Annotated in this window: 26 protein-coding genes and 3 tRNA genes; 14 read left to right on the top strand and 15 right to left on the bottom strand. The window is 69.4% G+C overall.

The genetic code is table 11. The features are described from left to right. Positions 1 to 140: 140 nt before the first annotated feature. The gene (locus ACFQPS_RS02395; protein ID WP_377356131.1) at positions 141 to 515 is read left to right on the top strand and encodes a hypothetical protein; all 375 of its coding nucleotides are present in this window, start codon (positions 141 to 143) and stop codon (positions 513 to 515) included. Between the two features lie 82 nt (positions 516 to 597). On the opposite strand, the gene ACFQPS_RS02390 is transcribed toward ACFQPS_RS02395, so the two are convergent. From ACFQPS_RS02390 to ACFQPS_RS02370, 5 genes are all read right to left on the bottom strand, one after another. After that, entirely contained in the window at positions 598 to 861 is a 264-nt protein-coding gene (locus ACFQPS_RS02390) for a hypothetical protein (protein WP_377356130.1), read from the bottom strand. Between the two features lie 83 nt (positions 862 to 944). Continuing rightward, a tRNA-Arg gene (locus tag ACFQPS_RS02385) sits at positions 945 to 1021 on the bottom strand. Between the two features lie 16 nt (positions 1022 to 1037). Next, entirely contained in the window at positions 1038 to 1343 is a 306-nt protein-coding gene (locus ACFQPS_RS02380) for an ETC complex I subunit (protein WP_377356129.1), read from the bottom strand. Between the two features lie 75 nt (positions 1344 to 1418). Next, positions 1419 to 1495: transfer RNA gene (locus ACFQPS_RS02375), tRNA-Pro, on the bottom strand. Positions 1496 to 1597: 102 nt separating this feature from the next. Next, entirely contained in the window at positions 1598 to 2512 is a 915-nt protein-coding gene (locus ACFQPS_RS02370) for a DMT family transporter (RefSeq protein ID WP_377356127.1), read from the bottom strand. Between the two features lie 159 nt (positions 2513 to 2671). On the opposite strand from ACFQPS_RS02370, the gene ACFQPS_RS02365 reads away from it, so the two are divergent. Then, positions 2672 to 3337 (top strand): O-methyltransferase, encoded by a 666-nt coding sequence (locus ACFQPS_RS02365; RefSeq protein ID WP_377356126.1) that lies wholly within the window; start codon positions 2672 to 2674, stop codon positions 3335 to 3337. Between the two features lie 33 nt (positions 3338 to 3370). Here the strand turns inward: ACFQPS_RS02365 and ACFQPS_RS02360 are convergent, their stop codons facing one another. Together ACFQPS_RS02360 and ACFQPS_RS02355 are read right to left on the bottom strand one after the other, a co-directional pair. Then, a complete protein-coding gene (locus ACFQPS_RS02360) occupies positions 3371 to 3871 on the bottom strand; it encodes a hypothetical protein (RefSeq protein ID WP_377356124.1) in 501 nt (166 codons plus the stop codon). Between the two features lie 161 nt (positions 3872 to 4032). Further along, positions 4033 to 4494, bottom strand: a complete 462-nt coding sequence (locus ACFQPS_RS02355; protein WP_377356123.1) for a DUF192 domain-containing protein — start codon at positions 4492 to 4494, stop codon at positions 4033 to 4035. A 234-nt stretch (positions 4495 to 4728) separates the two neighbouring features. Between ACFQPS_RS02355 and ACFQPS_RS02350 the strand changes: the two genes are divergently transcribed. The 10 genes from ACFQPS_RS02350 (at position 4729) to ACFQPS_RS02305 (ending at position 16069) form a co-directional block, all read left to right on the top strand. Further along, positions 4729 to 6183 carry a sodium:proton antiporter gene (locus ACFQPS_RS02350; RefSeq protein WP_377356121.1) on the top strand — a complete coding sequence of 485 codons (1455 nt, stop codon included), beginning with the start codon at positions 4729 to 4731 and terminating at the stop codon, positions 6181 to 6183. 156 nt (positions 6184 to 6339) lie between these two features. Next, positions 6340 to 7242, top strand: a complete 903-nt coding sequence (locus ACFQPS_RS02345) for an SRPBCC family protein (RefSeq protein WP_377356119.1) — start codon at positions 6340 to 6342, stop codon at positions 7240 to 7242. 150 nt (positions 7243 to 7392) lie between these two features. After that, a complete protein-coding gene (locus tag ACFQPS_RS02340) occupies positions 7393 to 7896 on the top strand; it encodes a (2Fe-2S)-binding protein (RefSeq protein WP_377356117.1) in 504 nt (167 codons plus the stop codon). A gap of 139 nt (positions 7897 to 8035) precedes the next feature. Beyond that, positions 8036 to 10444: a xanthine dehydrogenase family protein molybdopterin-binding subunit gene (locus ACFQPS_RS02335; RefSeq protein WP_377356115.1), complete on the top strand. Its 2409-nt coding sequence runs from the start codon at positions 8036 to 8038 to the stop codon at positions 10442 to 10444. A 12-nt stretch (positions 10445 to 10456) separates the two neighbouring features. Then, positions 10457 to 11248 carry an FAD binding domain-containing protein gene (locus tag ACFQPS_RS02330; RefSeq protein ID WP_377356114.1) on the top strand — a complete coding sequence of 264 codons (792 nt, stop codon included), beginning with the start codon at positions 10457 to 10459 and terminating at the stop codon, positions 11246 to 11248. Positions 11249 to 11259: 11 nt separating this feature from the next. Continuing rightward, positions 11260 to 12195 carry an AAA family ATPase gene (locus tag ACFQPS_RS02325; RefSeq protein WP_377356112.1) on the top strand — a complete coding sequence of 312 codons (936 nt, stop codon included), beginning with the start codon at positions 11260 to 11262 and terminating at the stop codon, positions 12193 to 12195. Continuing rightward, complete coding sequence (locus tag ACFQPS_RS02320; protein WP_377356110.1) at positions 12192 to 13415, top strand: vWA domain-containing protein; 1224 nt, start codon at positions 12192 to 12194, stop codon at positions 13413 to 13415. The genes ACFQPS_RS02325 and ACFQPS_RS02320 overlap by 4 nt, the downstream gene beginning before the upstream one ends. Further along, a complete protein-coding gene (locus ACFQPS_RS02315; RefSeq protein ID WP_377356108.1) occupies positions 13412 to 13744 on the top strand; it encodes an XdhC family protein in 333 nt (110 codons plus the stop codon). The genes ACFQPS_RS02320 and ACFQPS_RS02315 overlap by 4 nt, the downstream gene beginning before the upstream one ends. Beyond that, positions 13741 to 14457, top strand: coding sequence for an XdhC family protein (locus ACFQPS_RS02310; RefSeq protein ID WP_377356106.1), 717 nt, complete (start codon positions 13741 to 13743; stop codon positions 14455 to 14457). The genes ACFQPS_RS02315 and ACFQPS_RS02310 overlap by 4 nt, the downstream gene beginning before the upstream one ends. Before the next feature lies 1 nt (position 14458). Next, positions 14459 to 16069 (top strand): NTP transferase domain-containing protein, encoded by a 1611-nt coding sequence (locus ACFQPS_RS02305; RefSeq protein ID WP_377356105.1) that lies wholly within the window; start codon positions 14459 to 14461, stop codon positions 16067 to 16069. Between the two features lie 31 nt (positions 16070 to 16100). On the opposite strand, the gene ACFQPS_RS02300 is transcribed toward ACFQPS_RS02305, so the two are convergent. Together ACFQPS_RS02300 and ACFQPS_RS02295 are read right to left on the bottom strand one after the other, a co-directional pair. After that, positions 16101 to 16970, bottom strand: coding sequence for an alpha/beta hydrolase (locus tag ACFQPS_RS02300; RefSeq protein ID WP_377356104.1), 870 nt, complete (start codon positions 16968 to 16970; stop codon positions 16101 to 16103). A gap of 20 nt (positions 16971 to 16990) precedes the next feature. Beyond that, the gene (locus tag ACFQPS_RS02295; RefSeq protein WP_377356103.1) at positions 16991 to 18724 is read right to left on the bottom strand and encodes an ABC transporter ATP-binding protein; all 1734 of its coding nucleotides are present in this window, start codon (positions 18722 to 18724) and stop codon (positions 16991 to 16993) included. Positions 18725 to 18993: 269 nt separating this feature from the next. On the opposite strand from ACFQPS_RS02295, the gene ACFQPS_RS02290 reads away from it, so the two are divergent. Continuing rightward, positions 18994 to 19470 (top strand): RT0821/Lpp0805 family surface protein, encoded by a 477-nt coding sequence (locus tag ACFQPS_RS02290; protein WP_377356102.1) that lies wholly within the window; start codon positions 18994 to 18996, stop codon positions 19468 to 19470. Positions 19471 to 19539: 69 nt separating this feature from the next. Further along, entirely contained in the window at positions 19540 to 20220 is a 681-nt protein-coding gene (locus tag ACFQPS_RS02285) for a peptidoglycan-binding protein (protein WP_377356101.1), read from the top strand. Positions 20221 to 20251: 31 nt separating this feature from the next. Here ACFQPS_RS02285 and ACFQPS_RS02280 read toward each other — a convergent pair whose 3' ends face one another. The 6 genes from ACFQPS_RS02280 to ACFQPS_RS02255 all read right to left on the bottom strand — a co-directional run bounded on the left by ACFQPS_RS02280 (position 20252) and on the right by ACFQPS_RS02255 (position 26353). Further along, entirely contained in the window at positions 20252 to 20605 is a 354-nt protein-coding gene (locus ACFQPS_RS02280) for a PilZ domain-containing protein (protein WP_377356099.1), read from the bottom strand. Positions 20606 to 20745: 140 nt separating this feature from the next. Then, positions 20746 to 20916 carry a hypothetical protein gene (locus ACFQPS_RS02275; RefSeq protein WP_377356098.1) on the bottom strand — a complete coding sequence of 57 codons (171 nt, stop codon included), beginning with the start codon at positions 20914 to 20916 and terminating at the stop codon, positions 20746 to 20748. 380 nt (positions 20917 to 21296) lie between these two features. After that, positions 21297 to 21372, bottom strand: a tRNA-Lys gene (locus ACFQPS_RS02270). Between the two features lie 137 nt (positions 21373 to 21509). Further along, the gene (gene coaD / locus ACFQPS_RS02265; RefSeq protein WP_377356097.1) at positions 21510 to 22058 is read right to left on the bottom strand and encodes a pantetheine-phosphate adenylyltransferase; all 549 of its coding nucleotides are present in this window, start codon (positions 22056 to 22058) and stop codon (positions 21510 to 21512) included. 20 nt (positions 22059 to 22078) lie between these two features. After that, positions 22079 to 24790 carry a DNA gyrase subunit A gene (gene gyrA, locus ACFQPS_RS02260; RefSeq protein ID WP_377356625.1) on the bottom strand — a complete coding sequence of 904 codons (2712 nt, stop codon included), beginning with the start codon at positions 24788 to 24790 and terminating at the stop codon, positions 22079 to 22081. A 210-nt stretch (positions 24791 to 25000) separates the two neighbouring features. Continuing rightward, positions 25001 to 26353, bottom strand: a complete 1353-nt coding sequence (locus tag ACFQPS_RS02255) for an MATE family efflux transporter (RefSeq protein WP_377356095.1) — start codon at positions 26351 to 26353, stop codon at positions 25001 to 25003. Positions 26354 to 26575: the final 222 nt, after the last annotated feature.

The following is a 26575-nucleotide window of genomic DNA, read 5'->3' as shown; positions in this document are numbered from 1 at the left end:
TCTTAACCCTCCCTATCCACTCAGGCCGGCGCTTCCTGTTGGAAACGCCGGCTCTTTCTTTTGCGCGCGGGTCCGGACACCTCTGGTCGTGCGCGGTCGCAACGGCTAGAATCGGGGCGATCAGAACAGGGAATGGCCCCATGAAGGAGCTGCGCTGCATCGTCTTCAACGACCGCGAGGTGGTCGCTTCGGTGATCGACCGGCGCCGGCGCCTGAAGGACCCGCTGCCCGAGGGGGAGATCACGGGCATCCGCTTCGCCATGGAGGACGGGGTGAAGACCTACCTCGACCTTGACGGCGGCAAGCAGGTCCTGACCCTTGCCGAGGAAGAGGTGCAGGCGGCGCTCATCACCCATTGCATGGCGAAGAACATCCCCCTGCCCGTCGATGCGGAGAAGGTGCTCTACGTCATCAAGGGGCATGCGACCCTGATGATCACCATGAACTTCAACCGCCCCGCCCGTCTGGTCGCCATGGGCCCGATCGCGGGCCTCGCCTCGGGATCGGGGCGCTGACCGGCCAGCCCCCGGATCGGCGGAACCGCTTCAGGGGCCGCGGATCCCGGGACAGGGTCGCGGACAGGATCAGGCTGAGGAATCAAAGATAAGGATCGCTGCCGCCGGAACGCCGGCGCTGCCGGATCAGGCGCAGCAGCAGGACAATGACGGCGACCGGCACCACCACGATGGCACCGGTCAGGATATAGGGCACGGCCCAGCCCGCGGCGTCGGCAATGGCCCGCGGCGCATCCTGGATCGCCGCCCAGGCGCCGTTCAGCAGCGCCACGGGGTCGATGCCCAGCCAGGTCAGCAACAGGCCGACCAGGAGGCAGGCGACCAGCAGATTGATCACGAACCGCATCCAGCCACCTCTTCCGCGGCCCCGTCGGCGCGGCCCCCGCTGCCAACGCAGCCGGCGCCCCATGGTTCCGGAAGCGGCCGGGTTGGCGCGCCCTACAGGATTCGAACCTGTGACCTACCGCTTAGAAGGCGGTTGCTCTATCCGACTGAGCTAAGGGCGCCCTGGGTCCGGACCCGTCAGAACCGGCCGATGCGGGGCCGGTCGGACCGGAAATTGTCCGCGTAGCTCTTGGGCGTGACGCGGCGCGTATGGCTCTCGGCCACGTCGCAGGTCCAGCCCTTCTTCTCCGCAAAGGCGATGGCCGCCTCCTTGCTGTCGAAGCGCAGGCGGACCTGGTTCAGCGTATCGCCCGAGGAAATCCAGCCCATCAGGGGTTCCGCCCGGCGCGGCGTCTCGATCTCGTATTCCAGGAGCCAGCCGTTGGTCTTGGCGCGCCCCGACTGCATCGTCGTCTTGCTGGGCTGGTAGATCCTGACCTTCATGACCGCAAGCCGCCTCTCGTCCTCGGGACGGGCCCGTGGGCCCCGGAAGTGCGCCAGCAGGCTGGCGCGGGAAGCTGGTCGGAGCGAGAGGATTCGAACCTCCGGCCTGCTGGACCCAAACCAGCCGCGCTACCAGACTGCGCTACGCTCCGTCACGGTGGAGATACACCACGCTCCCGGCCGGGGCAAGGCCACCGGCCCCGACCGTTCGGATGGGCCGACCGGAGGCCCCGTCCGGACGGGCATGCGGCGGGTCAGCCGGCCTCCCCGGCCGCCATCCTGGGCTTCAGCCGGAGGCTCCCCGGCGCCATCACCAGAATGTTGCCCCCCACCGCCAGCAGCAGACCCAGCGCGGCCGACAGGTTCCACTGGTAATCCTCGAACAGGGTGGAGATGACCAGGGCGAGGATCGGCGTCATCACCGCGGTATAGCCGGCCCGGTCCGCCCCGATCCGCCCCAGCAGCGTGAAGTAGCTGAGGAACGCGGCGACCGACCCGAACAGGGCAAGGTAGAGCAGCGACAGCACATAGGGCAGCGACGGGTCGAAATCGAACGGCACGCCGCGGACGACCGCGGTCAGCGCCGTCAGGGCGGCGCCGCCCAGCATGCCCCAGGCGGTCGCCGCCACCAGCGGCACCTGCGCCCGGCGGGCCTTGGACACGGCCATGTTGCCGAGCGAGGCGCAGTAGTTCCCCAGGAACACCAGCCCCAGGCCCAGCAGCGTGCCGCCGACCCAGCCGTGCCGCTCGATCTCCGGAGAGAACAGCAGCAGCACGCCGCCCACCCCCATGAGACCGCCGAGCAGCACCGCCGGGCGCATCGGCTGGCCGAGGAAGATCCGGGAATTCAGCACGTTCATCAGGCTGAGGGTCGATCCGGCCACCGCCACCAGCCCCGACGGCAGCAGCCCGGTCGCCTTGTAGATCAGCAGGTAGTTCAGCGAGAAGGTGAAGACCCCGGTGACCAGGATGGCCGGCCAGCCGGCCCGCGGCGGCAGCAGGCGCTGGCGTGTGACGGCCAGCCAGCCCAGCATCAGGGAGCCGGCCAGGGCGAAGCGGTACGTCACCGAGACGGCGGGGTCCACGACGCCGAGCTGGAACTCGATGGCATACCAGGTGGAGCCCCAGATCAGCACGGCGGCGGCGTAGAGGACCGGATTGGAGGACATGGCGGCGGACCGGAAGACGGACGTCCGGGCGGAAATGGCACCGGCGGCGGGACCCCGGTCCCGCCCGGACGGTGATAGCACCCGATTGTTGCGCCGGTGACAGGTCCGGTGCCGCGTCCTATGAATGGGTGATCTGCACCACCGACGCGGGAGGGTCCGATGTCGCCGCGAACCATCGGGATGGACGACCGGCTCTATGCCTATTACCGCGCCACCTCGGTGCGGGAACCGGCGGTCCTGGCCCGCCTGCGTGAGCAAACCGCAGCGCTCGGCAGTCAGGCGTCGATGCAGATCGCCCCCGAACAGGGGCAGTTCCTGGCGCTGCTGGTGGAGCTGACCGGCGCCGTGCGTCTGCTGGAGGTGGGGACCTTCACCGGCTATTCCGCCCTTGCCTGCGCCCTGGCGCTGCCACCGCAGGGGCGCCTGATCTGCTGCGACGTGTCAGAGGAATGGACCGCGGTCGCGCGGCGCTACTGGGCCGAGGCCGGTGTCGCCGGCCGGATCGAGCTGCGGCTGGGACCGGCGCTGGACACGCTCGACGCTCTGCTGGCCGAGGGGCTGGGGGAGACGTTCGACATGGTCTTCATTGATGCCGACAAGCCCAACTACGATGCCTACTACGAACAGGCGCTGCGCCTCGTCCGGCCGGGCGGGCTGGTGGCGCTGGACAACACGCTCTGGAGCGGCCGGGTCGCCGATCCTGAGGACACGACGCCCCGGACGGAGGCGATCCGGGCGCTGAACGCCAAGCTGGGGCGGGACGACAGGGTCTCGCTCTGCCAGGTGCCGATCGGCGACGGGCTCACCCTGGCGCGGCGACGCTGACGGCCGGCCCCGGGGTCAGACGTCCAGCCCGGGTCAGACGTCCAGATCGACCACATGCACCTCGCGCGTCGCCACCATCAGGCCATGGATGTAGGCGGCGATCTTGGTCGCCCGGTCGCTGTGCAGCATCAGCAGGCGCCGCACCTCCTCCCTGAGGCGGCGGCGGTTCTCCCGCTCGTCCGCCGGCAGTTCCGCGCTCGGCGCGGGAGCCATGGCGGCGACGACGGTGTCTGCCGCCTCTTCCGGCGAAGGGGGCGGCGGAACCGGCTGGTCCGGGGACCGCAGCGACTGGCGCTGCACGAATCCGCGCAGATTGTCCCGCACCAGAGCCTTCTGGTCAGGCTCTAGTTCCCGGATCTCATGGACCTCCTGCATCAGGAAGTCGAAGAGGGCACGGCGCCGGCGGTTGGCATCGCTGCCCGACCGGCGGTCGCGGCGGTCGCTGATGGCCGCCGCGGGCACGACCTTCACATCCTGCCGGACGGGGGCGGCAGGCTGCTGCAAGGGCGGCACATGGTTGGGAACCCAGACCATGTGTGTACTTTAAAGGGTGTGACGCGCCCCGGTCCATCGGATTTACGGAAGACGTCGCTACCCCTTTAGGACGGGATTTCCCGCAGCAGGCCCGTCCTTTCCGCAGAAATTCTGATGATGTCCGGAACTGCCCCGGAAGAAATCTGCTGAGGGTCCCGGAATTACTTTCCCTTCTCGAACGCACTGTGGACGACGCGGTCGCCGGGTCTGATGCCCAGCTTCGCGGCCAGCCCGCCGCCGATCTCCAGAACACCCAGGATGGGGCCGTCCGAGGGGAGCGGCGTCTCGTCCAGCGGTCTGGCCTCGGCCGCGATGTTCACGATCCGCCCGTCGGCGGCGATGAAGATGATGTCCAGCGGGATCAGGGTGTTGCGCATCCAGAACGAGGCCGGCTGCGGCCGGTCGTAGAGGAAGAGCATGCCGGCCGCGGGATCGAGATGGTCCCGGTACATCAGCCCGCGCGCCTGATCCTGCGGGGTCAGCGCCAGTTCCACCTCGAAGCGGTGGCTGGCACCGGAGGCAGTCTCGACACGGACGCTGGAGCGGTCCAGCCGAGCCGCCGCCGGCAGCGCGGTGACGAGGACCAGCAGGAGCGGGAGAAGGCGGCGGAGAACGGTCTGCATCCCTTGCAGATACTCCAGCGGGAAACCGGAGTAAACGGGGAGCCTTGTCCCGCCGCCCGGACAGGGCAGGTGCGGAGGCGGGCCGGCTGTGCGGACCTTGCCATACCGGCTTGACAAGCCCTGCCTGGCGGAGAATGGCTATCCCGAGAGGCTGACTGGGGAAATCCCCGGTCCTGGCAAGCATCGGCCGGCGCTGGTGGCCTGTCGCAGCACGGATTTCGGAGTACCACTGCCTTGCGCCTGTTGAAATCGCTCGCCCCGGCCGTCGCCCTTGCTTCCGCCTGCGCCTTCCCGGCCTGGGCCGCAGACGGGCCGGCGGAGACACCGCCTCTGGACGCTGCGGCACCCCATCTCGACGGGTCCGATCTCAGCCTGCTCTGGGGGCTCCCCTTCGTCGGCATCCTCCTGTCCATCGCCCTGATGCCGCTCTTGCTGCCAAGGGTCTGGCATCACAATTTCGGCAAGGTCGCGGTTTTCTGGGCGCTGGCCTTCGCCCTGCCCTTCGTCGCCGTGGAAGGGATCGACATCGCGGGACACGAACTGCTGCATACGCTGCTGCTGGACTACCTGCCCTTCCTGATCCTGATCTTCACTCTGTTCGTCGTATCGGGCGGCATCCTGGTTTCGGGGAACCTGATCGGGACTCCGAACACGAACCTGTCGCTGCTGGCCTTCGGAACGCTGATTGCAAGCCTTGTCGGCACCACGGGCGCCTCCATGCTGCTGATCCGGCCGCTGCTGCGCGCGAACCAGGAGCGCAAGACCAAGGTCCATGTCTTCGTCTTCTTCATCTTTCTGGTTTCCAACATCGGCGGTTCGCTGACCCCATTGGGCGACCCGCCGCTCTTCATCGGCTATCTGCAAGGTGTGGACTTCGACTGGACGGTCGAGCACATGTTCGGCCCGATGATGCTGATGTCAGTGGTCCTGCTGGCGGTATTCTACGTGATCGACAGCATTGCCTGGCGGCGTGAGGGCCTGCCGATGCCCGAAGAGGAATCCCGCCAGATCCGCATTCAAGGCGGGCACAACATCCTCTATCTCGCCGCTGTCGTCGGCGTCGTGCTGACGACCGGCCCGTGGGAGCCGGAGTGGTCGCTGCACATCTGGCACCTGAGCTTCCCTCTGGACAGTCTGGTCCGCGATCTGGCGCTGATCTCCATCGCGGCGATGTCGCTGAAGTCGACGCGCAGGAGCATCCGTGTCGAGAACGCCTTCACCTGGACTCCCATCCAGGAAGTGGCGATTCTCTTCTTTGCGATCTTCGTGACCATGATCCCCGCACTCGCCATCCTGCGCTCCGGGACCGACGGCGCGCTCGCAGGTCTGGCGCACTTCGTCACAGGCCCCGATGGCAACCCGATCCCCGCCGCCTACTTCTGGCTGACGGGAGCGCTCTCCAGCTTCCTCGACAACGCGCCGACCTATCTGGTGTTCTTCAATCTGGCCGGAGGCGATCCCGAGATTCTGATGGGTCCGTTGGCTACAACGCTGGCCGCCATCTCCGCTGGGGCGGTCTTCATGGGTGCGAACACCTATATCGGCAATGCCCCCAACTTCATGGTTAAGTCGATCTGCGAGGAGCAAGGCATCCGGATGCCCAGCTTCTTCGGCTATATGGCGTGGTCGATTGTCTGCCTCGGGCCGTTGTTCATCGCACTGACATTCCTGTTCTTCCACCACGCCTGACCGAAGCAGGCACAACCACACGGCCGCGGTGGACGTCCGGGAAGGTTCCGACCCGGTACGTCCCTGCGGGTGTGCGGCCCGGACCCCGCTTGCCGGGGTCCCGTAACGGGTTTACCGTCCCGGATATCCGATCGGCTTGCCAGAGGGAGCCGCACCATGGATATCAACGGCGAATACCGCATCGACGCGCCGCGCGAGCATGTCTGGTTGGCGCTGAACGATCCCGAGGTGCTGCGCCGCTGCATTCCGGGCTGCGAGACTCTTGAGCAGACCTCTGACACCGGGTTCGCCCTCAAGGCCAAGGTCAAGATCGGTCCCGTCAGCGCCCGTTTCGCCGGCAAGGTCACCCTGACCGACCTTGATCCGCCGAACGGCTATACTCTTTCCGGTGAGGGTCAGGGCGGTGCAGCCGGCTTCGGCAAGGGCATCGCCAGGGTCGCGCTGACACCGGAAAGCGACAGCATCACCATCCTGACCTATACGGCCGAGGCCCAGGTCGGCGGCAAGCTCGCCCAGTTGGGCTCCCGCCTGATCCGGGGCACGGCCCGCAAGATGGCGGACGACTTCTTCGATAAATTCCACGAAATCCTGGGGGTGCCCGTGAAATCCCTGAACCAACCCGAAACCGCCGACGAAGCTGCGACCGAACTGCTGGTCGAAACGGCCGAAGAGGTCGAAGCCGCGCCGGAAGTTCCCTCCTCCGGTGTCCCTGGTCTGGCCTCGGTGCCGCTGGTGACGCGCCCGGACAGTGTCGCCCAGGTGGACGAGGAGACCGCGCCCGTCCTGAACGAACTGGCCGAACCGCACCACCGGCTGGATGACGAGACGGCGGAGCCCGCCCCGGCGTCCGAACCGGCAGCGGAACCCGTGGCACCGGAACCCGTAGCCACTGAGCCCGTGGCGGTGACGGAAAGCCCTGCCCCCACCGCGGTCGATGCCGCGCCGCGCGAGCCTGCCCCGACGCCGCAGGCCTCTCCGGATGCGCCCTTCGGGTTGCGCCCGGCGGTCTGGGTGCCGCTGCTCCTGCTCGTGCTTCTGGTGCTGGTCATGCTCGTCTGAGCGGGACCGGTTGCCTTGACCGGCAAGCGCCCCCCGGGATACGCTCACCTCGAATCCCTGACTGCCCTGGATTCTCCGGCCCGAACCATCCGGCGGGGACAAGCCGGTACCGGTCCGTGAAGGTGAGAACGCCACGAACCGGGAGGGCGCATGCCGATCACCGTATCGCTGACCGTCAACGGTCGGCCCGTCTCGCGCGCGGTCGAACCGCGCACCCTGCTCGTCCAGTTCCTGCGTGAGGAACTGGGCCTCACCGGCACGCATGTCGGCTGCGACACCAGCCAGTGCGGGGCCTGCGTCGTCCATCTGGACGGCCGCTCGGTGAAGAGCTGCACCCTGCTGGCCGCAAGCGCCGACGGGGCCAGCATCACCACCATCGAAGGGCTGGCGGCGCCCGACGGCACCCTGCACCCGATGCAGGCCGCCTTCCGCGAGAACCACGGGTTGCAGTGCGGATTCTGCACCCCCGGCATGGTGATGAGCGCGGTCGAGCTGCTGCACCGCACCCCCTCCCCCAGCGAGACCGAGGTCCGCGGCTGGCTGGAGGGCAACATCTGCCGCTGCACCGGCTACCACAACATCGTGAAGTCCGTGCTGGCCTGCGCGGAAGAGATACGTGCGGGATCGGCGAGCGCGGCGGTGGCGGCCGAATAGGCCGCCCTGCGCACGCCGCCCCGGCCGGTACAGACGACGACAGGCATACACGACGACCGGCACAGACGACGACAGAGCGGATTTCCGGCCCAGGCGCCCGACAGAGGCTCCGGGCCTTCGTCCCCCAGGGAGGACACGCATGACCGCACCCCTCGATACCGCTCCGACCGGCATCGGCGCCGCCGTGCGCCGCCGCGAGGACCTGCGCTTCCTGACCGGCCGCGGCACCTACACCGACGACATCAACCGGCCCGGCCAACTCCACGCCTACATCCTGCGCAGCCCGCACGCGCACGCCCGCATCCGGTCCATCGACACGGACGACGCGATGCAGGCGCCGGGCGTGGTCGCCATCTTCACCGGGGCCGAAATGGCGGCGGACAAGGTCGGATCCCTGCCCTGCGGATGGCTGATCCACAACAAGGACGGTACGCCGATGGCGGAGCCGCCGCACCCGCCGCTGGTGCCGGACGTGGCCCGCCATGTCGGCGATCAGGTGGCGGTCGTGATCGCGCAGACGCGCAACCAGGCGAAGGACGCGGCCGAGCTGATCCTGGTGGACTACGAGCCGCTACCCTCCATCGTCGTCACCGCCGACGCCGGTGCGCCCGATGCCCCGCAGGTGCATCCGCAGGCGCCGGGCAACCTCTGCTACGACTGGCACATCGGGGACCGCGACGCGACGGAAGCCGCCTTCGCCAAGGCCGCGCACGTCACCACGCTGGATCTGGTGAACAACCGCCTCGTCCCCAACGCCATGGAGCCGCGCGCCTATATCGGCGAGTACGACCGGGCGACGGACGAGACGACGCTGTGGACCACCAGCCAGAACCCGCACGTCATCCGTCTGCTGATGGGCGCCTTCGTGCTGGGCATCCCGGAGCACAAGCTCCGGGTGGTGGCACCGGACGTCGGCGGCGGCTTCGGCTCGAAGATCTATCATTATGCCGAGGAGGCGATCGTCACCTGGGCGGCGCGCCGGCTCGGGCGGCCGGTCAAGTGGGTGGCGGAGCGCGGCGAGGCGTTCATGTCCGACGCCCACGGCCGCGACCATGTCACCCGCGCGCAACTCGCCCTGGATGCGGACGGGCACTTCCTGGGCCTGCGGGTCCGGACCACGGCGAACATGGGGGCCTATCTCAGCACCTTCTCCACCTCCATCCCGACCTATCTCTACGCCACGCTGCTGGCCGGCCAGTACAGGACACCCGCCATCTATGCGGAGGTGACGGCCGTCTTCACCCACACGGTGCCCGTGGACGCCTACCGCGGCGCCGGCCGGCCGGAGGCGTGCTACCTGCTGGAGCGACTGGTGGACATGGCGGCGCGGGAAACCGGCATCGACCGGGTCGAGCTGCGCCGGCGCAACCTGATCCCGAAGGAGGCGATGCCCTACGCCACGCCGGTCGCCCTGACCTATGACAGCGGCGACTTCGTGAAGAACCTGGAGGATGCGCTGGCGCTGGCCGACCATGCCGGCTTCGCCGCCCGAAAGGCCGAATCCGCCCGGCAGGGCAAGCTGCGTGGCCTGGGCATCTGCGCCTATATCGAGGCGTGCGGCATCGCCCCGTCCAACGTCGCCGGTGCCCTGGGGGCGCGTGCCGGTCTCTATGAGAGTGCCGAGGTGCGTTTCCACCCGACCGGCTCCGTCACGGTCTTCACCGGATCGCACAGCCACGGCCAGAGCCATGAGACGACCTTCGCCCAGATCGTCGCCGACCGGCTGGGCGTCCCCATCGAGAACGTGGAGATCGTCCATGGCGACACCTCCAAGGTGCCGATGGGCATGGGCACCTACGGCTCCCGCTCGCTGGCTGTCGGCGGTTCGGCCATCGCCAAGGCGATGGACAAGGTGGTGGCCAAGGCCCGCAGGATCGCGGCGCACATGATGGAGGCGGCGGAAGGCGATATCGAGTTCAAGGACGGACGCTTCACCGTGGCCGGCACCGACCGCTCCATCGGCATCGCCGACGTTGCCCTGTCGGCCTACGTCCCGCACAGGTTTCCGCTGGACGAACTGGAACCCGGCCTGGACGAGCAGGCCTTCTACGACCCGAAGAACTTCACCTTTCCCAACGGCACCCAGATCTGCGAGGTGGAGATCGACGCCGACACCGGCGTGACCCGCGTCGTCTCCTTCATCGCGGTGGACGATTTCGGCCGCATCATCAACCCGATGGTGGTCGAAGGGCAGGTCCATGGCGGCGTCGTCCAGGGCATCGGCCAGGCGCTTTATGAGAACTGCGTCTACGACCCGGAGAGCGGCCAGCTTCTGACCGGCTCCTTCATGGACTACTGCATGCCGCGGGCGGACGACGTGCCCTGCATGACGGTGAAGACGAACGAGCACGCCCCCTGCACGCACAACCCGCTGGGCGTGAAGGGCTGCGGTGAGGCCGGCACGATCGGCGGGGCCGCCTGCGTGATGAACGCCGTGGTCGATGCCCTGTCGGACCTGGGCATCCGCCATCTCGACATGCCGGCCACGCCCGAACGGGTCTGGCGCGCCATCCAATCCGCCCGCCACGTTCCCGCCGCGGCTGAGTGAGGGAGCCCGCCCATGTACAGCTTCGAGTACCACAGGCCCCTGTCGCTTGCCGATGCGACCGCCCTGCTCCAGGGTCGGGAGGATGCGAAACTGCTGGCCGGGGGGCAGACGCTGCTGCCCACCCTGAAGCAGCGGCTGGCCCAGCCCACGGATCTGATCGACCTTGGCCGTATCCCCGACCTCCGGGGCATCTGCGCCGAGGGCGACGGCGTCACCATCGGCGCCGGCGTCACGCATCACGAGGTCCGGTTCGACCCGACCGTCAAGGCCACGATCCCGGCGCTGGCCGAGCTGGCCGGGCTGATCGGCGACCCGCAGGTGCGCAACCGCGGCACGCTCGGCGGCTCCATCGCCAACAACGATCCGGCAGCGGACTATCCCGCGGCACTCCTGGCGCTGGGCGCCACCGTCCGCACCGACCGTCGCCGGATCGCGGCCCACGACTTCTTCACCGGCCTGTTCGAGACGGCCCTGGAGCCGGGAGAGATCGTCGTGGCCGTGCATTTCCCCCGGCCGGAGCGGGCGAAGTACACGAAGTTCCGCAACCCGGCCAGCCGCTATGCCGTCGTCGGCGTCTTCGTGGCCGTCATCGGGGGCGGGGTGCGCGTGGCCGTGACGGGGGCCGGCGCCTGCGTCTTCCGCTGGACGGAGGCCGAGCGCGCCCTGGCGGCCGACTTCTCCCCCGCCGCGCTGGACGGGCTGACGGTCGATGCGTCGGACCTCAACAGCGACCTGCACGCCAGCGCGGAGTACCGGGCGCATCTGGTCCGGGTCATGGCGCAGCGCGCGGTGGCGGGCGCGTGACCGGGGGTCCCATGCCCCGCGCGCTTCCCGCGTCGGTCGAGGAAACGCTGGCCCTGCTCCAGGCCGGGGACTATGTCGCCGACCGTGCCCTGGCCACGGCCCTGTTCCTGGCGCTCAAGCTGAAGCGCCCGCTGTTCCTGGAGGGAGAGGCGGGCGTCGGCAAGACGGAGATCGCCAAGGTGCTGGCCGGCACGCTGGGCCGCCGGCTTCTCCGCCTGCAATGCTATGAGGGGCTGGACATCGCCTCCGCCGTCTACGAATGGAACTATCCCCGCCAGATGATCGCCATCCGGCTGGCGGAGGCCGCGGGCGACCGCGACCGGGCGGCGCTGGAGCGGGACATCTTCGCCCGCGACTTCCTGATCGAACGGCCCGTCCTCCAGGCGCTGGAGCCGCGCCCGGAGGGGCCGCCCGTGCTGCTGATCGACGAACTGGACCGGGCGGACGAGCCGTTCGAGGCGTTCCTGCTGGAGGTGCTGTCCGACTGGCAGGTGACGGTGCCCGAACTGGGCACCATCCGGGCGGAGGAACCGCCGCTGGTGATCCTCACCTCCAACCGGACACGGGAGATCCACGACGCGCTGAAGCGGCGCTGCTTCTACGCCTGGGTGGACTATCCGACGGCGGCGCGGGAGCTGGAGATTCTCCGCCGCAAGGCGCCCGGCGCCCCTGAACGGCTGGCGGCCGAGGTGGTGGGCTTCGTCCAGGCCCTGCGGCGGCAGGACCTGTTCAAGCTGCCCGGCGTGGCGGAGACGCTGGACTGGGCGCAGGCGCTGGTGCAGCTCGACACGCTGGAACTGTCCCCGGAGACGATCAACGACACGCTGGGAACGCTGCTGAAGTACCAGGACGACATCGCCCGCATTCAGGGCTCCGAGGCCGCCCGCATCCTGACCCAGGTGCGGACGGAACTGGCGACGGCGCGGCTGGGCCAGGAGGGCGCATGACCGCCCCGTCCCGCCTGCTGGACAACCTGATGCATTTCGGCCGGGCCCTGCGCGCCGCCGGGCTGCCGGTCGGCCCCGGACAGGTGCTGCGCGCCGTGGAGGCGGTGGAGGCCGTGGGGCTGGGCGACCGGCGGGATTTCTACTGGGCCCTGCACGCCGTCTTTGTCACCCGCCGCGACCAGCGGGAGCTGTTCGACCAGGCGTTCCACCTGTTCTGGCGCAACCCGCAGATCCTGGAGCGGATGCTGGATCTGCTGCTGCCGACCGTGCGCACCGAACTCCGGCCCCAGGGGCCGGACCTGTCCCGCCGGGTGGCGGACGCCTTCGGCCGCCCCGACGCGGAGGAGCCCCCGCGGGATGCCGCGGACGAGGTGAGCATCGACGCAACCCTCACCTTCTCCGCCGAGGAACGGTTGCAGACCCTGGATTTCGAGAAGATGAGCGCGGCCGAGGTCGCCGCCGCGAAACAGGCCATCGCCCGGATGCGGCTGCCGCTCCCGGAGGTACGCACCCGGCGTTCCGAACCCGCCCGGGCCGGCCGGCGGGCCGACCTGCGCGCGACCCTGCGCCGGAGCCTGCGCACCGGCGGGGCGCTGGTGGAGATCGCCCGCCGCCGGCCGCGCACCCGGCACCCGCCGCTGGTGGTGCTCTGCGACATCTCCGGGTCGATGGGTCCGTACAGCCGGATGCTGCTGCATTTCCTGCACGCCGTCACCAACGACCGCGACCGCGTGCACTGCTTCCTGTTCGGAACGCGGCTCAGCAACATCACGCGCCATCTGCGCACCCGCGACGTGGACCTGGCCCTGGAGAAGGTCGGCAGGACCGTGCAGGACTGGTCCGGCGGCACCCGCATCGGCCCGTGCCTGCACGAGTTCAACCGCGTCTGGTCGCGCCGCGTCCTGGGCCAGGGGGCGCTGGTGCTGCTGATCACCGACGGTCTGGACCGTGACGCAGCCGAGGGGCTTTCGGCCGAAATGGAGCGGTTGCACCGGAGCTGCCGCCGGCTGATCTGGCTGAACCCGCTGCTGCGCTGGGAGGGATTCGCCCCGAAATCGTCGGGCGTCCGCGCGATGCTGCCCCATGTCGACGACTTCCGTCCGGTGCATAATCTGCGCAGCCTGTCCCAGCTCGCCGCCGTGCTCGCCCCCACCGGGCCGCGGCGGGCACCCGGCATGGAGCGCTGGCTCGGGGACGCAGCACGAACGGAGGCCGCATGAGCACACTGTCCGCCGACACCACCCAGGTCCTGGCGCAGGCTGCGGACTGGCTGGAGAGCGGCCGCCGCGTGGCGCTTGCCACGGTGATCGCCACCTGGGGCTCTTCCCCCCGCCCGGTCGGCAGCCAGATGGCCGTGAACGACACCGGCGCCATGGCCGGGTCCGTCTCCGGCGGCTGCATCGAGGGCGCCGTCGTCCACGAGGCCATGGCGGCACTCCAGGACGGCGAGCCGCGGCTGCTCCAGTTCGGCGTCACCAACGAGATGGCCTGGGAGGTCGGCCTCGCCTGCGGCGGGCAGGTCCAGGTCTATGTGGAGCCGGTGACGTGAAGCGCCGCATCTTCGACGCGCTGCGCCGCGCGACGGCGACGAAGCTGCCCACCGCCCTGGTGACGGACCTCGGCACCGGGATGCAGACGCTCGTGCATCCGGAGCATGTGGAGGGCGACGCCGGGCTTGAGGACGAACTGCTGGAGATGGTGCGGCAGGCCCTGCGGGAAGACCGCAGCGGCATCATCGAGTTCTATGAGGGCCGCTACTTCGTCCAGACCGTGAATCCGCCGCTGCGGCTGGTCCTGGTCGGTGCCGTCCACATCGCCCAGGCGCTCGCGCCGATGGCGGTGCTGGCGGGCTACGAGGTGGTGGTGGTCGATCCGCGCCGCGCCTTCGCCACGGATGCCCGCTTCCCCACCGTGAGCCTGAACGGGGACTGGCCGGACGATGCGCTGCGCGCGCTCGCACCGGACCGGCGCACGGCCGTCGTCACCCTGACCCACGATCCCAAGCTGGACGATCCCGCCCTGATCGCGGCGCTGGGGTCCCCGGCCTTCTATATCGGTGCCCTGGGCAGCCGGAAGACGCATGCGGGCCGGCTGGCGCGGCTGCGGGAGGCGGGAGTCGCGGAGGACGGGCTCGCCCGCATCCACGGCCCCGTGGGGCTGGACATCGGCGCCCTCACGCCGGCGGAGATCGCCGTCGCCATCATGGCCCAGGTGACGCTCGCCCTGCGCGGCGGCCCGAAGGCCCGGACGGACGGGGCGTGAGATGCGCTTCGGCCCCCTGCCGCTGGCCGACGCCGCGGGGGCCGTCCTGGCCCATTCCCTGAAACTGGCGGGTCTGTCCTTCCGCAAGGGCCGCGTCCTGTCGGGGGAAGATGTCACCGCCCTGGCCGCGGCCGGGCTCGACACGGTGGTCGCGGCCCTGCCGGAGCCGGGGGACGTGGCGGAGGATGCGGCGGCGGCGCGTCTCGCCCGTGCGGTGGCAGGGTCGGGCCTGACGGTCAGCGCCGCCTTCACCGGCCGGGTCAACCTGTTCGCCGCCGTGGCCGGTCTTGCGGTCGTGGACAGGGACCGGGTGGACCGCCTGAACCTGCTGCACGAGTCCCTTACTCTTGCCACGTTGCCCGCCCATACGCCGGTGGAGGCGGGGCAGATGGTGGCGACGGTGAAGGTCATCCCCTTCGCCGCGCCGGGGGACGCGGTCACGGCGGCGGAGGCCCTGGCGGCCCCCGGCCCGCTGCTGCACGTCGCCCCCTGGCAGGGCCTGCGGACCGGTCTCGTGCAGACGCTGCTGCCGGGGCTGAAGCCGGCCGTGCTGGAGAAGACCGTGGCCGCCACGCGCGACCGGCTGGCCGGCGTCGGCGCGACCCTGGCGGCGGAACGGCGGGTGCCGCATGAGGGCGCCGCCGTGGCCACGGCGCTGACGGACCTGCACGATGCCGGCTGCACCCTGCTGCTGGTCGCCGGCGCCTCCGCCATCACGGACCGCCGGGACGTGGTGCCGGCCGGGATCGTCGAGGCGGGCGGTGAAGTCCTGCATTTCGGCATGCCGGTGGACCCCGGCAACCTGCTGCTGCTGGGCCGGCTGGGGGACGTGCCGGTGCTGGGGCTGCCCGGCTGCGCCCGCTCCCCCAGGCTGAACGGATTTGACTGGGTCCTGCACCGGCTGGCCGCCGGTCTGGAGGTGACAGGCCCGGACATCATGCGTATGGGCGTCGGCGGGCTTCTCTCGGAGATCCCGACCCGCCCGCTGCCGCGCGCCCAGGCCACGGCCCCGCCCCGCGCGCCCCGGATCGCGGCGCTGGTGCTGGCGGCCGGCCTGTCGCGCCGGATGGGTCGGAACAAGCTGCTGGCCGATGTCGGCGGGGTTCCCCTGGTCGCCCGCGCCGTGGATGCGGCGCTGGCCTCCCAGGTCCGGTCCGTCACCGTCGTCGTCGGCCATCAGCAGGATGCCGTGCGCGATGCCCTTACCGGCCGCGCAGTCCGGATCGTGGAGGCGGCGGAGCATGCTGCCGGCCTGAGCGCGTCGTTGAAGGCCGGTCTGCGCGCCCTGCCGGACGATGCCGACGGCGTGCTGGTGCTTCTGGGGGACATGCCGCGGGTGGAAGCGGCAGCCATCGACCGTCTGATCGCTGCCTATGCTCCGGCGGAGGGTCGGGCCGTCTGCGTCCCCGCCTTCCGGAGCCGGCGGGGCAACCCGGTCCTCTGGGACCGCCGCTTCGTCCCGGAGATGCTGGAGCTGATCGGCGACACCGGGGCGAAGGCCCTGCTGGACCGCCATGCCGACCTGGTCTGCGAGGTGGAGATGCCGGACGACGGCGTGCTGGTGGACGTGGACACGCCGGAGGCGCTGGCGGCGCTGAGGGGGGGACCGTAACGGGCGGGAGGGGCCATCAGCGGCGGGGCCATCAGGGGCGTGGAATGAGGGCGGTTCCCCGCGGACGCTCCTGCTCGATCACCGCTGGCTCGACCCGCCCACCTGGTCTGTCGAGGGTGGCGACGAAGTCCACCACCACCTCCGCCAGCCCGTGCTCCATCATGTCGTTGTGCCCCGCGCCGGGCAGACGGACGATGTACTTGGGCTCCGCCGCCGCCCGGAACAGGGTATCGGACAGGGCGGTGGGCACCACCGCGTCCCGCTGTGCCACCACCACCAGCAGGGGCGCCGCGATCTGGCCGATGCGGGACAGGCTGTCGTAGCGGTCGCGCAGCAGGAGGCGCACCGGAAGGATCGGGTAATGCGCGGCAGCCACGTCGGTCATGGAGGTGTAGGGCGCTTCCAGCACCACCCCGCCGACCCGGCGTTCCGCGGCCATCTGGACGGCCACGCCGGTCCCCAGCGATTCCCCGTAGAGCACCAGCTTCTGGCCGGATACCCCTTGCTCCACCAGGAAGTCGAGCTGGGCACGGGCATCCGCCATCAGCCCGGCTTCCGTGGGCTGGCCGGGATTGCCGCCATAACCGCGGTAGCCCGCCAGCAGGACACCGACCCCGGCGTCGCGCAGCACCCGCGCCTTGTCCGCCCGCAGCCCCAGGTGCCCGGCATTGCCGTGGAACAGCACGACCGTGGGCCGGCCCGCCGCGGCCGGGGCGTACCAGCCGTCGATGCCCAGCCCGTCGGCCGTCGTCACCGTGACGACGCGGAAGTCCGGCAGACCCTGGTCCGCCGGAACGACAACGGCGGTCGAGGGGAAATACTGGAGCTTGCGCTGGTTGGCGTAGAGGGTGGCGAGACCGCCGCCGACGACCAGGACGATCAGCAGAAGTGCCCAGAGCATCGCCGCCGTCCCTCTCCCCGTCATCCCACGGCCGCCCGCTCGAACCCGGCCTGGAGCGCATGGTAACGGCTGTAGGGGCCGCCATGGCGGATCAGCTCCGCATGGGTGCCCCCTTCCACCACCTTGCCGTTCTCCAGCACGTAGATGCGGTCGGCGTCGATGATGGTGGAAAGGCGGTGGGCGATCACCAGGGTCGTGCGCCCCTTCTGCAACCGCTTCAGCGCCTCCTGGATGGCGCGCTCGGACTCGCTGTCCAGCGCCGACGTCGCCTCGTCCAGCAGCAGCACGGGCGCGTTCTTCAGCATGGCGCGGGCGATGGCGATGCGCTGGCGCTGGCCGCCGGAGAGCTTCACCCCCTGCTCGCCCACCATCGTGTCGTAACCGTCGGGAAGCTCCAGGATGAAGTCGTGCGCCGCGGCGTCGCGCGCGGCCTGCACGATCTCCGCCTCACTGGCATCGGTGCGGCCGTAGGCGATGTTGGCGCGGACCGTCTCGTCGAACAGCGCCGTCTCCTGGCTGACGATGGCGATGTTGGCCCGCAGCGAGGCGAGGGTCAGGTCGCGCACATCGTGGCCGCCGACCATGACCCGGCCGTCGCTGACATCGTAGAAGCGGGGGATCAGGTTCAGCACCGTGGACTTGCCCGCCCCCGAGGCGCCGACCAGGGCCACCATGCGGCCGGCGGGCACCTCCAGGTCCAACCCGTCCAGCGCCTCCCGCCCACCGTCATAACGGAAATGGACATTCTCGAACCGCACATCGTGGACAGCGCGCGGCAGCACGGCCGCATCGGGCCGCTCCACGATCTCCGGCTGCGTGTCCAGCACCTCGAACACCCGCTCGGCCGCGGCCAGACCGACCTGGAGCTGGGCGTTCAGCTTGCTGAGCTTCTTCATGGGGTCGAAGGCCAGCATGAAGGCGGTGATGAAGCTGAGCAGCGAGCCGGGGGAATTGGCGCCGCTGATGACCTGCATGCCGCCATAGACGATGACGGTGACGATGGCGATGCCGCTGACCACCTCGTTGATCGGGGTCAGCATGGCGGAGGTCCGGAAGCCCTTGTTCGTCAGGCTGAACAGCTTCTCCACCATGCCGTCCACCCGGCGCACCTCGTGCCCCTCCATGCCGTAGGCCTTGACATGGCGGACCCCCTGGAAGGTCTGGCCGAGGAAGGTGGCGAAGACGCCCAGTTCATGCTGCGTGCGGGCGGAAACCCGGCGCAGCCGGCGGCCGATCCGGGCCAGCGCCAGGGCGGCGAGCGGAAAGGCCGTGAAGGCGATGAGCGAGAGCCCCCAGTCCTGGTGGAACATGACCCCGACCAGGATGAGCAGCGACAGGGTGCTCTTGCCGATGCCGGTCAGACACTCCGCGACCGCGTTCCGCATCAGGCTGACATCGTTGACCAGACGGGAGATCAGGTTCCCCGACGGGTTCGCATGGAAATAGGCAAGATCGGCCTGCATCAGGTGGCCGAAAAGCGCCGACTGCACATTGGCGACGATGCGCTGGCCGACACGGTTCAACAGCACCGCGTGCAGATACCCCGCCAGCCCGCGCACGACGAAGGCGGCGAACACCGCCCCCGCGACGGGCCAGAGGGCGGAAGCCCGCTGCTGCGTGAAGATGTCGTCGATCATCGGCTCCATGAGCTTGGCCAGCGCGCCGGTGGCGGCGGCATCCAGCGTCATCATGAAGAGCGCGAGCGCGAGGCTGGCCCGGTGCGGCAGCAGATAGCTCCCGGCAAGGCGCTTCACGAGCGGCCACGTCGCCGTGTGGCGGGGGGGTTGGCTTGCGGATGAAGACAAGTCGGTTACCGGCAGACTGAACGGCACGAAAGGCCACCGTCGCCGGTGGCGACGGTTTGAATAGCACAGATGAACGGACGCTTCACTGCGGAAGCCCTGCACCCCCGTCCAACCGCCTCCGCAGAGGTTTCTGCCCCCTCCGGTCGGGGAGGCCATGGAACCTGTCGGGGATAACCGGGGTTTAGGGCGCAGAGGGAACCCGGACGGGAGACAGTGCCATGCCTGCACGACGGACAGCCGCCGCCTGCGCGATCGCCGCCCTGCTCCTGGCCGGATGCCAGCAGGGCACAGGCGGCGGGATCGACCGGGAGACGGTAGGCACCCTGGGGGGTGCGGCCGGTGGTGCCTTGCTCGGCTCCCAGATCGGCGGCGGCGGCGGCCGGACGGTGGCGACAGCCGTCGGGGCCGTGCTGGGGGCACTGGCCGGGCGCGAGCTGGCCCGCAACCTCGGCGACCAGGACAAGGAGCGTGCCATCGCCGCGGAGGAAGCGGCCGTGACCCGCAACGAGCAGATCACCTGGAACAATCCCGACACGGGCAACCGCGGGACGATCGCACCGACGCGCAGCTACACGAACGACGCCGGCAATCTGTGCCGGGAGTATACTCATACCGTCCATGTGGACGGTCGGGCCGAAACGGCCCGGGGCACCGCCTGCCGCCAGGACGACGGTACCTGGCGGCTGGTGGGCTGACGGAACACGCCGGAGCGCGTGAGGGGGCGACGGGGCCGGGGGCACGGTCCGCGAGCGGAGATCTGTCCGATGGTGAATCACATCCGTACACGAACGGTCCTGGCCTGCGGCATCGCTGCCCTGGTCTGGACGGCGCCCCCGGCGATGGCGGGGGTTGATGAGGGGATCGCCGCCTATCAGGCAGGTGAGTACGAACAGGCCCTGACCGAACTGGAGCCGGCGGCGCGCCAGGGCGATGCCCAGGCCCAGTATTACCTCGGCAGCATGTACGCCGAGGGACAGGGGGTGCTGCGCGACCCGTCCCTCGCCCACACCTGGCTGACCCTGGCCGCGAACCAGGGCATCACCGAGGCGCTCTACGCCAAGGCAAGAATCGGCGACAGCCTGAGCCAGCGGGACATCGTCACCTCGCTGCGCCGCCAGAACGAAATCCTGACGGCCTCCGCCGACGGCGGCAGCGGTCAGGAGGAAGTGGCGATGGCCAGCCCGGCCGCAGCTTCATCGAATGAGAGCGCCCCCGCGCAGACGGCGGCCGTGGACGACATCGCCTCCATGGGGCGGCGGGAGCTGGTGCGCAACATCCAGCAGGAACTGAACCGGCTGGGCTATTCCGCCGGAAAACCCGACGGGCTCTACGGGCCCAGCACCCGGTCGGCCATCGAAGGCTTCCAGAAGGACCGCGACCAGTCGGTCGATGGCGAGGCGACGGCGGACCTGCTCCGGGCACTGCGCTCGGCGGAGGCGGGCTGACGAGAGTGAGGGGCGGCCCGGTCCGGGCCGCTCACTCCCCGTCCGGGGACGGGACGTCCGTGGCGGACGACCGCCCCTGGACCCAACCGGCGACGATGGCGCCGATACCGTCCTTCAGGAACTCGACCCCCGATCCCGCCGGCGTGCTGCGGACGATCCGCACCTCGGCGCGGATGAGGAGTTCCGGAACCTCCAGGACAGCGATGATGCCGTCGGCGGCGTCCAGCCGCGGGCTCAGAAAGGCGCCGCCGGGAGAGACGTCCTCGATCCGGCAGAAGCTCGGCACATCATCAAGCCAGAGGCGGACGGCGGCGCCGACCGACCGTCGCTCGAACTCGCGCCGGTCGGGACATCCGGGACAGGATTCATCGGGGCTGGGGGACACGATCGCTGACACCGTTACTGGCCCGAGTACTGGCCCGTGACCTCCCCCGTCCGATCGCCGGACGGGTCGATCACAGCGCCCGGAAGCGTAGCAGAGATCGGTTTCCGGGGAGAGGGGTATCGCTGAGCCCGCCCTGCGGATCAGGCGCGGAGCAGCACAGGCTGGGACTGTTCCGCCAGGTCGAGGAGGAAGGCTTCCAGTTCAGCCCGTTCCTCGTCCGTGGCCAGGGAATAGACCTCGGTCAGCCGGAACGCCTCGATCAGGAGGTCTTCGGCATCGAACGAATCCCGGACTGCGGCACGCTGGATCATTCCACCCTCATGGCTTGATGACCCCAGTCTAAATTTCGAGGTGCCTTTCCTCTAAGTGTGCAAAAGGAGTAGCCAGTCCTTGGGATAGTCGGTCCCGTCATGCAAGGGACAGTGCGGTTCGTCTCTGTCATCTCATGACATTCGGACGTATTCGAAACACGAAAGGATATGGCTGCCGCTCTTTTCACTTCGGCAGGTATGCAATTCCGCTGCATGAAAACAGGAACACAGTCGGACGGGCAGAGAGCATGCGGACTCCGGGAGGTATCTCCCCTGCCCGGAGGCACAACCGGAGGATCAACTCCTCATCTACGGACTGGATTCCGCGCGAACCGGTTCCGCGGAGGACAGGGGGGACCGCTGTCGACCCCTTGAAAAATTGGTGATCCCGCTGGGACTCGAACCCAGGACCCTCTGATTAAAAGTCAGATGCTCTACCGGCTGAGCTACGGGATCGTTGCCGCGGCGCACCATAGGCAGGACATGCCGTCCGGTCAACAACGCGGGAGATTGCCGGAGCCACACTGTCCGTCAAGCATACCGACGGACAGGTCCGGCCCCGGGCGGGTGTTGGCGGCGTATCGTCCCCGGGATCAGGGCGCCGCCTGGAGCGGCAGCGTCTCATCCGCCGGAAGGCTTTCCTGCGCGAAACGGGACAGCAGCCGCTTCGCCACCCGCGGACTGACGAAGGGGCGGATGTCGCCGCCCAGCCGCCCGATCTCCTTCACGAAGCGGGAGGAGATGAACTGATGCCGGTCCGAGGCCATCAGGAACAGGGTCTCAACCTGCGGATTCAGCCGATGGTTCATCCCCGCCATCTGGAACTCGTACTCGAAGTCGGAGACGGCGCGCAGGCCGCGGATGATGACCTGCGCCCCCATCTCGACGGCGAAGTGCATCAGCAGCGAATCGAAGGCCCGCACTTCGACCGTCGCTCCATGGGTCGAGATGTGCGGCAGTTCGTCGCGGACCATCTCCACCCGCTCGTCGGTGGAGAAGAGAGGCCCCTTGCCCGCGTTGCGCGCCACCCCGACGATCAGGTGGTCCACGACCAGGGTCGCACGCTGGATGATGTCGAAATGCCCGTTCGTGATCGGGTCGAAGGTGCCGGGATAGACCCCGATGCGCTTGCGTACCGACATCCGCGCCCTCTCCTCTCGGCTCAAGCCCCGTCCGGACCCGGCGCGTCAGCCGCACCGTTTCCGTTGCCCTCGATCCCCTGACCGTCGCCGGCGGCCTCCTCGGCCAGCCGGGCGACAGACACCACACGCTCGTCAGGCCCCAGCCGGAACAGGGTGACGCCCTTGCTCTTGCGGCCGGTGAGGCGGATGTCGTGGACCGGCATGCGGATGACCTGGCCGTTGTCGCTGATCATCATCACCTGATCCGTTTCGGAGATGGGGAACACGGCCGCGATCGCCTTGTTGCGCTCGCCCATGTCCATGTTCCAGATCCCCTGCCCGCCGCGGCCGGTCAGCCGGTACTCGTAGGCGGAGGTGCGCTTGCCGAACCCCTGTTCGGAGACGGTGAGGATGATCTCCTCCGCCGCCTGCATCTCGATGAACAGCTCCGGCGGCAGGACGAGGGAGGTCTCGACCGGTTCCGCCTCCACGTCCGGCGCCTCGTCCGCGTCGGTCGGCTCGCCCATCGCCTGACGGAGCTGGCGCGCCTGCTTCAGGTAGGCGGCCCGCTGCTCGGCGGAATAGTCGGTGTGGCGGAGGATGGACATGCCGATCACCTCGTCGCCGTCCTCCACCAGCTTGATGCCGCGCACGCCCGTCGAAGTGCGCCCGCTGAAGACGCGGATCTCACCCACGGGGAAGCGGATGCAGCGGCCCAGCCGGGTGGACAGCAGCACGTCGTCCGCCTCGCTGCACGGCCGCGCCGCGATCAGGCGCTCGCCCTCCTCCTCAAGCTTCATGGCAATGAGGCCGTTGGAGCGGATGTTGGCGAAGTCCGACAGCCGGTTGCGGCGCACGCCGCCGCGGCTGGTGGCGAACAGGACGTGCAGGTCGCCCCAGCTCGCCTGATCCTCCGGCATCGGCATGACGGTGGTGATGAAGTCCCCCTCCTCCAGCGGCAGCAGGTTCACCAGCGCCTTGCCGCGGGTCTGCGGCGTGCCCTGCGGCAGGCGCCAGACCTTGAGGGTGTAGACCATGCCGCGGTTCGTGAAGAACAGCATCGGCGTGTGGGTGTTGGCGACGAACAGGTCGGAAACCGTGTCCTCCGCCTTCAGGCTCATGCCCGAGCGGCCCTTGCCGCCGCGCGCCTGCGCCCGGTAGGTGGAGACCGGGACGCGCTTGATGTAGCCGCCCTGGGTGACGATGACGACCATGTCCTCGCGCTGGATCAGGTCCTCGACGTCGGCCTCGAACTCCAGCTCCTCGATGGTCGTGCGGCGCGGGTTGCCGAACCGCGCCTTCATGTCCACCAGCTCGCCGCGCAGGATGTCCAGCAGCAGGCCGCGGTCGGACAGGATGGCCAGCAGGTGGCGGATCTGGTCCACGACCTGGTTCAGCTCCTCGCTGATCTTGTCGCGCTCCAGCCCGGTCAGGCGGTGCAGGCGCAGGTCCAGGATGGCCTTGGCCTGCCCCTCCGACAGACGGTAGGTGCCCGCCTCCGAGAGGCCGCGGCCCGGCTCGTCGATCAACTGGATCAGGGGCGCCACGTCCAGGGCCGGCCACTCGCGCGCCATCATCTGCTCGCGCGCCGTGCCCGGGTCGGGCGCGTTGCGGATCAGGGCGATCATCTCGTCGATGTTGGCGACGGCGACGGCGAGACCGACCAGGGTGTGGGCCCGTTCGCGCGCCTTGCCCAGCTCGAACTCGGTGCGGCGGGTGATGACCTGTTCGCGGAACCGGACGAAGGCGGCGATGATGGACTTCAGGTCCAGCAGCTCCGGCCGGCCGCCGTTCAGCGCCAGCATGTTCACGCCGAAGCTGGTCTGCAACGGGGTGAAGCGGAAGAGCTGGTTCAGCACCACGTCGGCCACGGCGTCGCGCTTCAGCTCGATCACCACCCGCACGCCGTCGCGGTCGGATTCGTCGCGGACGTCGGAGATGCCCTCGACCAGCTTCTCGTGGACGACCTCGGCGATGCGTTCCTGGAGCTTTGCCTTGTTGACCTGATAGGGGATCTCGGTGACGACGATGGCCCAGCGGTCCTTGCGGATCTCCTCGATGTCGGTCTTCGCCCGCATCACGACAGAGCCGCGGCCCGTGTGGTAGGCGGAGCGGATGCCCGACCGGCCCAGGATCAGCGCGCCGGTGGGGAAATCCGGGCCGGGGATGATGTCGATCAGCTCGTCGATCGTGATCTCGGGATTGTCGATATAGGCGCAGCAGGCGTCGATCACCTCACCCAGGTTATGGGTCGGGATGTTCGTCGCCATGCCGACGGCGATGCCGCCGGCGCCGTTGACCAGGAGATTCGGGAACTTGGCTGGCAGAACCGTGGGTTCGAGGGACGATTCGTCATAGTTCGGCTGGAAATCGACCGTTTCCTTGTCGATGTCGTCCAGCAGGAATTCCGCCGCCTTGGCCAGCCGCGCCTCGGTATAGCGCATCGCCGCCGGCGGGTCGCCGTCCATGGAGCCGTAGTTGCCCTGCCCGTCGATCAGCGGCAGGCGCATGGAGAAATCCTGCGCCATGCGGACCATGGCGTCGTAGATCGCACCGTCGCCGTGGGGGTGGTACTTACCCATCACGTCGCCGACGATGCGGGCCGACTTCTTGTAGGGCTTCGTGCTGTCGTAGCCGCCATCCTTCATGGCGTAGAGGATGCGGCGATGGACCGGCTTCAGCCCGTCGCGGACGTCCGGCAGGGCACGGCTCACGATCACGCTCATGGCGTAATCGAGGTACGACCGCCGCATCTCCTCTTCGATGGTGATCGGCGAGATGTCGGACGGAGTCGGGATCGTGGAAGTCACCGAATACAGCTCTGACGTCAGCGGAAAACAATGCCGGAGGCCGCATTTCGGCGGGGTCTCCGAGGTTTGCGACCTTTTATCATCATTCCCGGGGACGAACAACGTGCCCGGCCCCGCCGCGTCCTGCCGGGAACTGCCCCTGCTCCTGGGCGGTCAGCGCCGGGACAGCCAGGCGAAGCGGGCCGAGAGCACGCCGACCGAGATGACGCTGGCGACGAAGATGCCCTCGAACAGGCCCATCACCCCCCGGTCCGCCCGGATGCCGAGGAACCAGCACAGCGGCACCATCACGGCGAAGTAGCTGAAGAAGTGCAGCACCGTCGGCATCCAGGTGTCGCCGCGGCCGCGCAGGGCCTGCGCCATCACCACCTGTCCGCCGTCCGCGACCAGAATCCAGGCACTGAAGCCGACAACGGGGATGATGACCGCGATCAGGGCCGGATCGGCCGCGAAGCCCCGGGCGATCTCCGCCGGGAACAGGGCGAAGGCCAGCGCCGTCAGCCCCAGCAGCAGGGTGGTGACACCCAGCCCGGTCCAGCCGGCCAGGGCCGTCTCCCGCCGGTCCTTGGCTCCGTGCGCGTTACCGACCCGCACCGCGGTGGCCGCGGCCAGCCCCAGCGCGCTCATGAAGGGCAGCGCGATCAGGTTCAGCCCCACCGTATAGGCGGCCAGCGCCAACGGCCCCATCCAGCCCGCGAACAGGGTCAGCGTGGCGAAGGCCGATGCCTCCAGCCCGTTGCTGGCCCCGGCGGCATAGCCCAGACGGCGCTGCTCCGCCCCGGCCCGCCAGCCACCGCCCGCCTGACGCACCCCGTGCGCCTGCTGGTCCGGCATCCACCAGACATAGGCGATCAGACCGGCCGCCATGCCCCAGCGGATCAGCGTGGTCGCCCAGGCCGACCCCTCCGCCCCCAGCTCCGGCAGGCCGAACAGGCCGAAGACCAGCACCCAGTCCAGTCCCAGATTGACCAGGTTGGCGATCACGATGGCGACCATGCCGGGCAGCGGCCGCTTCAATCCCTCCAGGAACAGGGTCGTCGTGGCGAACAGGGCGCCGCCGACCATGCCGTAGCCGTACACTTCCATCAGCCGGCCGCCGCCGGCCGCCAGTTCCGCCGACTGGCCGGTCAGCAGGAAGAACGGCTCGCCCAGGAAACTCAGGGCCGTGCAGATGAGGCCGACCAGCAGCGCATAGGACAGCGACTGCCGCCAGATCCGCCCCGTGGCGACACGGTCGCCGGCACCGACCGCCTGGGCCGTCATCACCACGGTGCCGAGCAGCAGGCCGACAAGCACGGCGAACATGGTGCTCTGCGCCGCGCTGGCGAGCCCCAGCCAGGCGAGGTCCGAAGAGCCGTACTGGCCGACCACCAGCGTATCGACCACCACCATGGTCATCATGCCGGCGCGCGCCACCATCACCGGGACGGCAAGCCGGATCAGGTCAACAGCATGGCGGCGGATCTGCGCCGCAAGGGGGGGCGTCTCGGTTACGGCGGTGGACATGGGAAACCCGGGGTCTGAAGACAGGAAAATCATCCGATATCGGAACAATGACGGATCAACAACAGTTGACCATGGGCCGTCAACCCTGATGCGGCGCAATCCCGCCCCGCGGGCAGGCTCCGACCGCAGGGGGAACCCGGACACGCCGGGCCGGTTCTCCCGGAAGCGCTGGCGTCGCAGGACGCCGGACAGCCCACGGCCGGACTGACCAAGGGGCGGACT

Source organism: Rhodocista pekingensis, assembly GCF_042665545.1.
Taxonomy (GTDB): Bacteria; Pseudomonadota; Alphaproteobacteria; order Azospirillales; family Azospirillaceae; genus Rhodocista; species Rhodocista pekingensis.
This window is presented reverse-complemented; position numbering and strand designations above follow the sequence as displayed.

Bases quoted from the DNA above. Each gene is read 5' to 3' on its own strand.
- ACFQPS_RS02395 (WP_377356131.1), top strand. From the start codon at position 141: ATGAAGGAGCTGCGCTGCATCGTCTTCAACGACCGCGAGGTGGTCGCT.
- ACFQPS_RS02390 (WP_377356130.1), bottom strand. From the start codon at position 861: ATGCGGTTCGTGATCAATCTGCTGGTCGCCTGCCTCCTGGTCGGCCTG.
- ACFQPS_RS02380 (WP_377356129.1), bottom strand. From the start codon at position 1,343: ATGAAGGTCAGGATCTACCAGCCCAGCAAGACGACGATGCAGTCGGGG.
- ACFQPS_RS02370 (WP_377356127.1), bottom strand. From the start codon at position 2,512: ATGTCCTCCAATCCGGTCCTCTACGCCGCCGCCGTGCTGATCTGGGGC.
- ACFQPS_RS02365 (WP_377356126.1), top strand. From the start codon at position 2,672: ATGTCGCCGCGAACCATCGGGATGGACGACCGGCTCTATGCCTATTAC.
- ACFQPS_RS02360 (WP_377356124.1), bottom strand. From the start codon at position 3,871: ATGGTCTGGGTTCCCAACCATGTGCCGCCCTTGCAGCAGCCTGCCGCC.
- ACFQPS_RS02355 (WP_377356123.1), bottom strand. From the start codon at position 4,494: ATGCAGACCGTTCTCCGCCGCCTTCTCCCGCTCCTGCTGGTCCTCGTC.
- ACFQPS_RS02345 (WP_377356119.1), top strand. From the start codon at position 6,340: ATGGATATCAACGGCGAATACCGCATCGACGCGCCGCGCGAGCATGTC.
- ACFQPS_RS02340 (WP_377356117.1), top strand. From the start codon at position 7,393: ATGCCGATCACCGTATCGCTGACCGTCAACGGTCGGCCCGTCTCGCGC.
- ACFQPS_RS02335 (WP_377356115.1), top strand. From the start codon at position 8,036: ATGACCGCACCCCTCGATACCGCTCCGACCGGCATCGGCGCCGCCGTG.
- ACFQPS_RS02330 (WP_377356114.1), top strand. From the start codon at position 10,457: ATGTACAGCTTCGAGTACCACAGGCCCCTGTCGCTTGCCGATGCGACC.
- ACFQPS_RS02325 (WP_377356112.1), top strand. From the start codon at position 11,260: ATGCCCCGCGCGCTTCCCGCGTCGGTCGAGGAAACGCTGGCCCTGCTC.
- ACFQPS_RS02320 (WP_377356110.1), top strand. From the start codon at position 12,192: ATGACCGCCCCGTCCCGCCTGCTGGACAACCTGATGCATTTCGGCCGG.
- ACFQPS_RS02315 (WP_377356108.1), top strand. From the start codon at position 13,412: ATGAGCACACTGTCCGCCGACACCACCCAGGTCCTGGCGCAGGCTGCG.
- ACFQPS_RS02305 (WP_377356105.1), top strand. From the start codon at position 14,459: ATGCGCTTCGGCCCCCTGCCGCTGGCCGACGCCGCGGGGGCCGTCCTG.
- ACFQPS_RS02300 (WP_377356104.1), bottom strand. From the start codon at position 16,970: ATGCTCTGGGCACTTCTGCTGATCGTCCTGGTCGTCGGCGGCGGTCTC.
- ACFQPS_RS02290 (WP_377356102.1), top strand. From the start codon at position 18,994: ATGCCTGCACGACGGACAGCCGCCGCCTGCGCGATCGCCGCCCTGCTC.
- ACFQPS_RS02285 (WP_377356101.1), top strand. From the start codon at position 19,540: ATGGTGAATCACATCCGTACACGAACGGTCCTGGCCTGCGGCATCGCT.
- ACFQPS_RS02275 (WP_377356098.1), bottom strand. From the start codon at position 20,916: ATGATCCAGCGTGCCGCAGTCCGGGATTCGTTCGATGCCGAAGACCTC.
- coaD (WP_377356097.1), bottom strand. From the start codon at position 22,058: ATGTCGGTACGCAAGCGCATCGGGGTCTATCCCGGCACCTTCGACCCG.
- gyrA (WP_377356625.1), bottom strand. From the start codon at position 24,790: ATGCGGCGGTCGTACCTCGATTACGCCATGAGCGTGATCGTGAGCCGT.
- ACFQPS_RS02255 (WP_377356095.1), bottom strand. From the start codon at position 26,353: ATGTCCACCGCCGTAACCGAGACGCCCCCCCTTGCGGCGCAGATCCGC.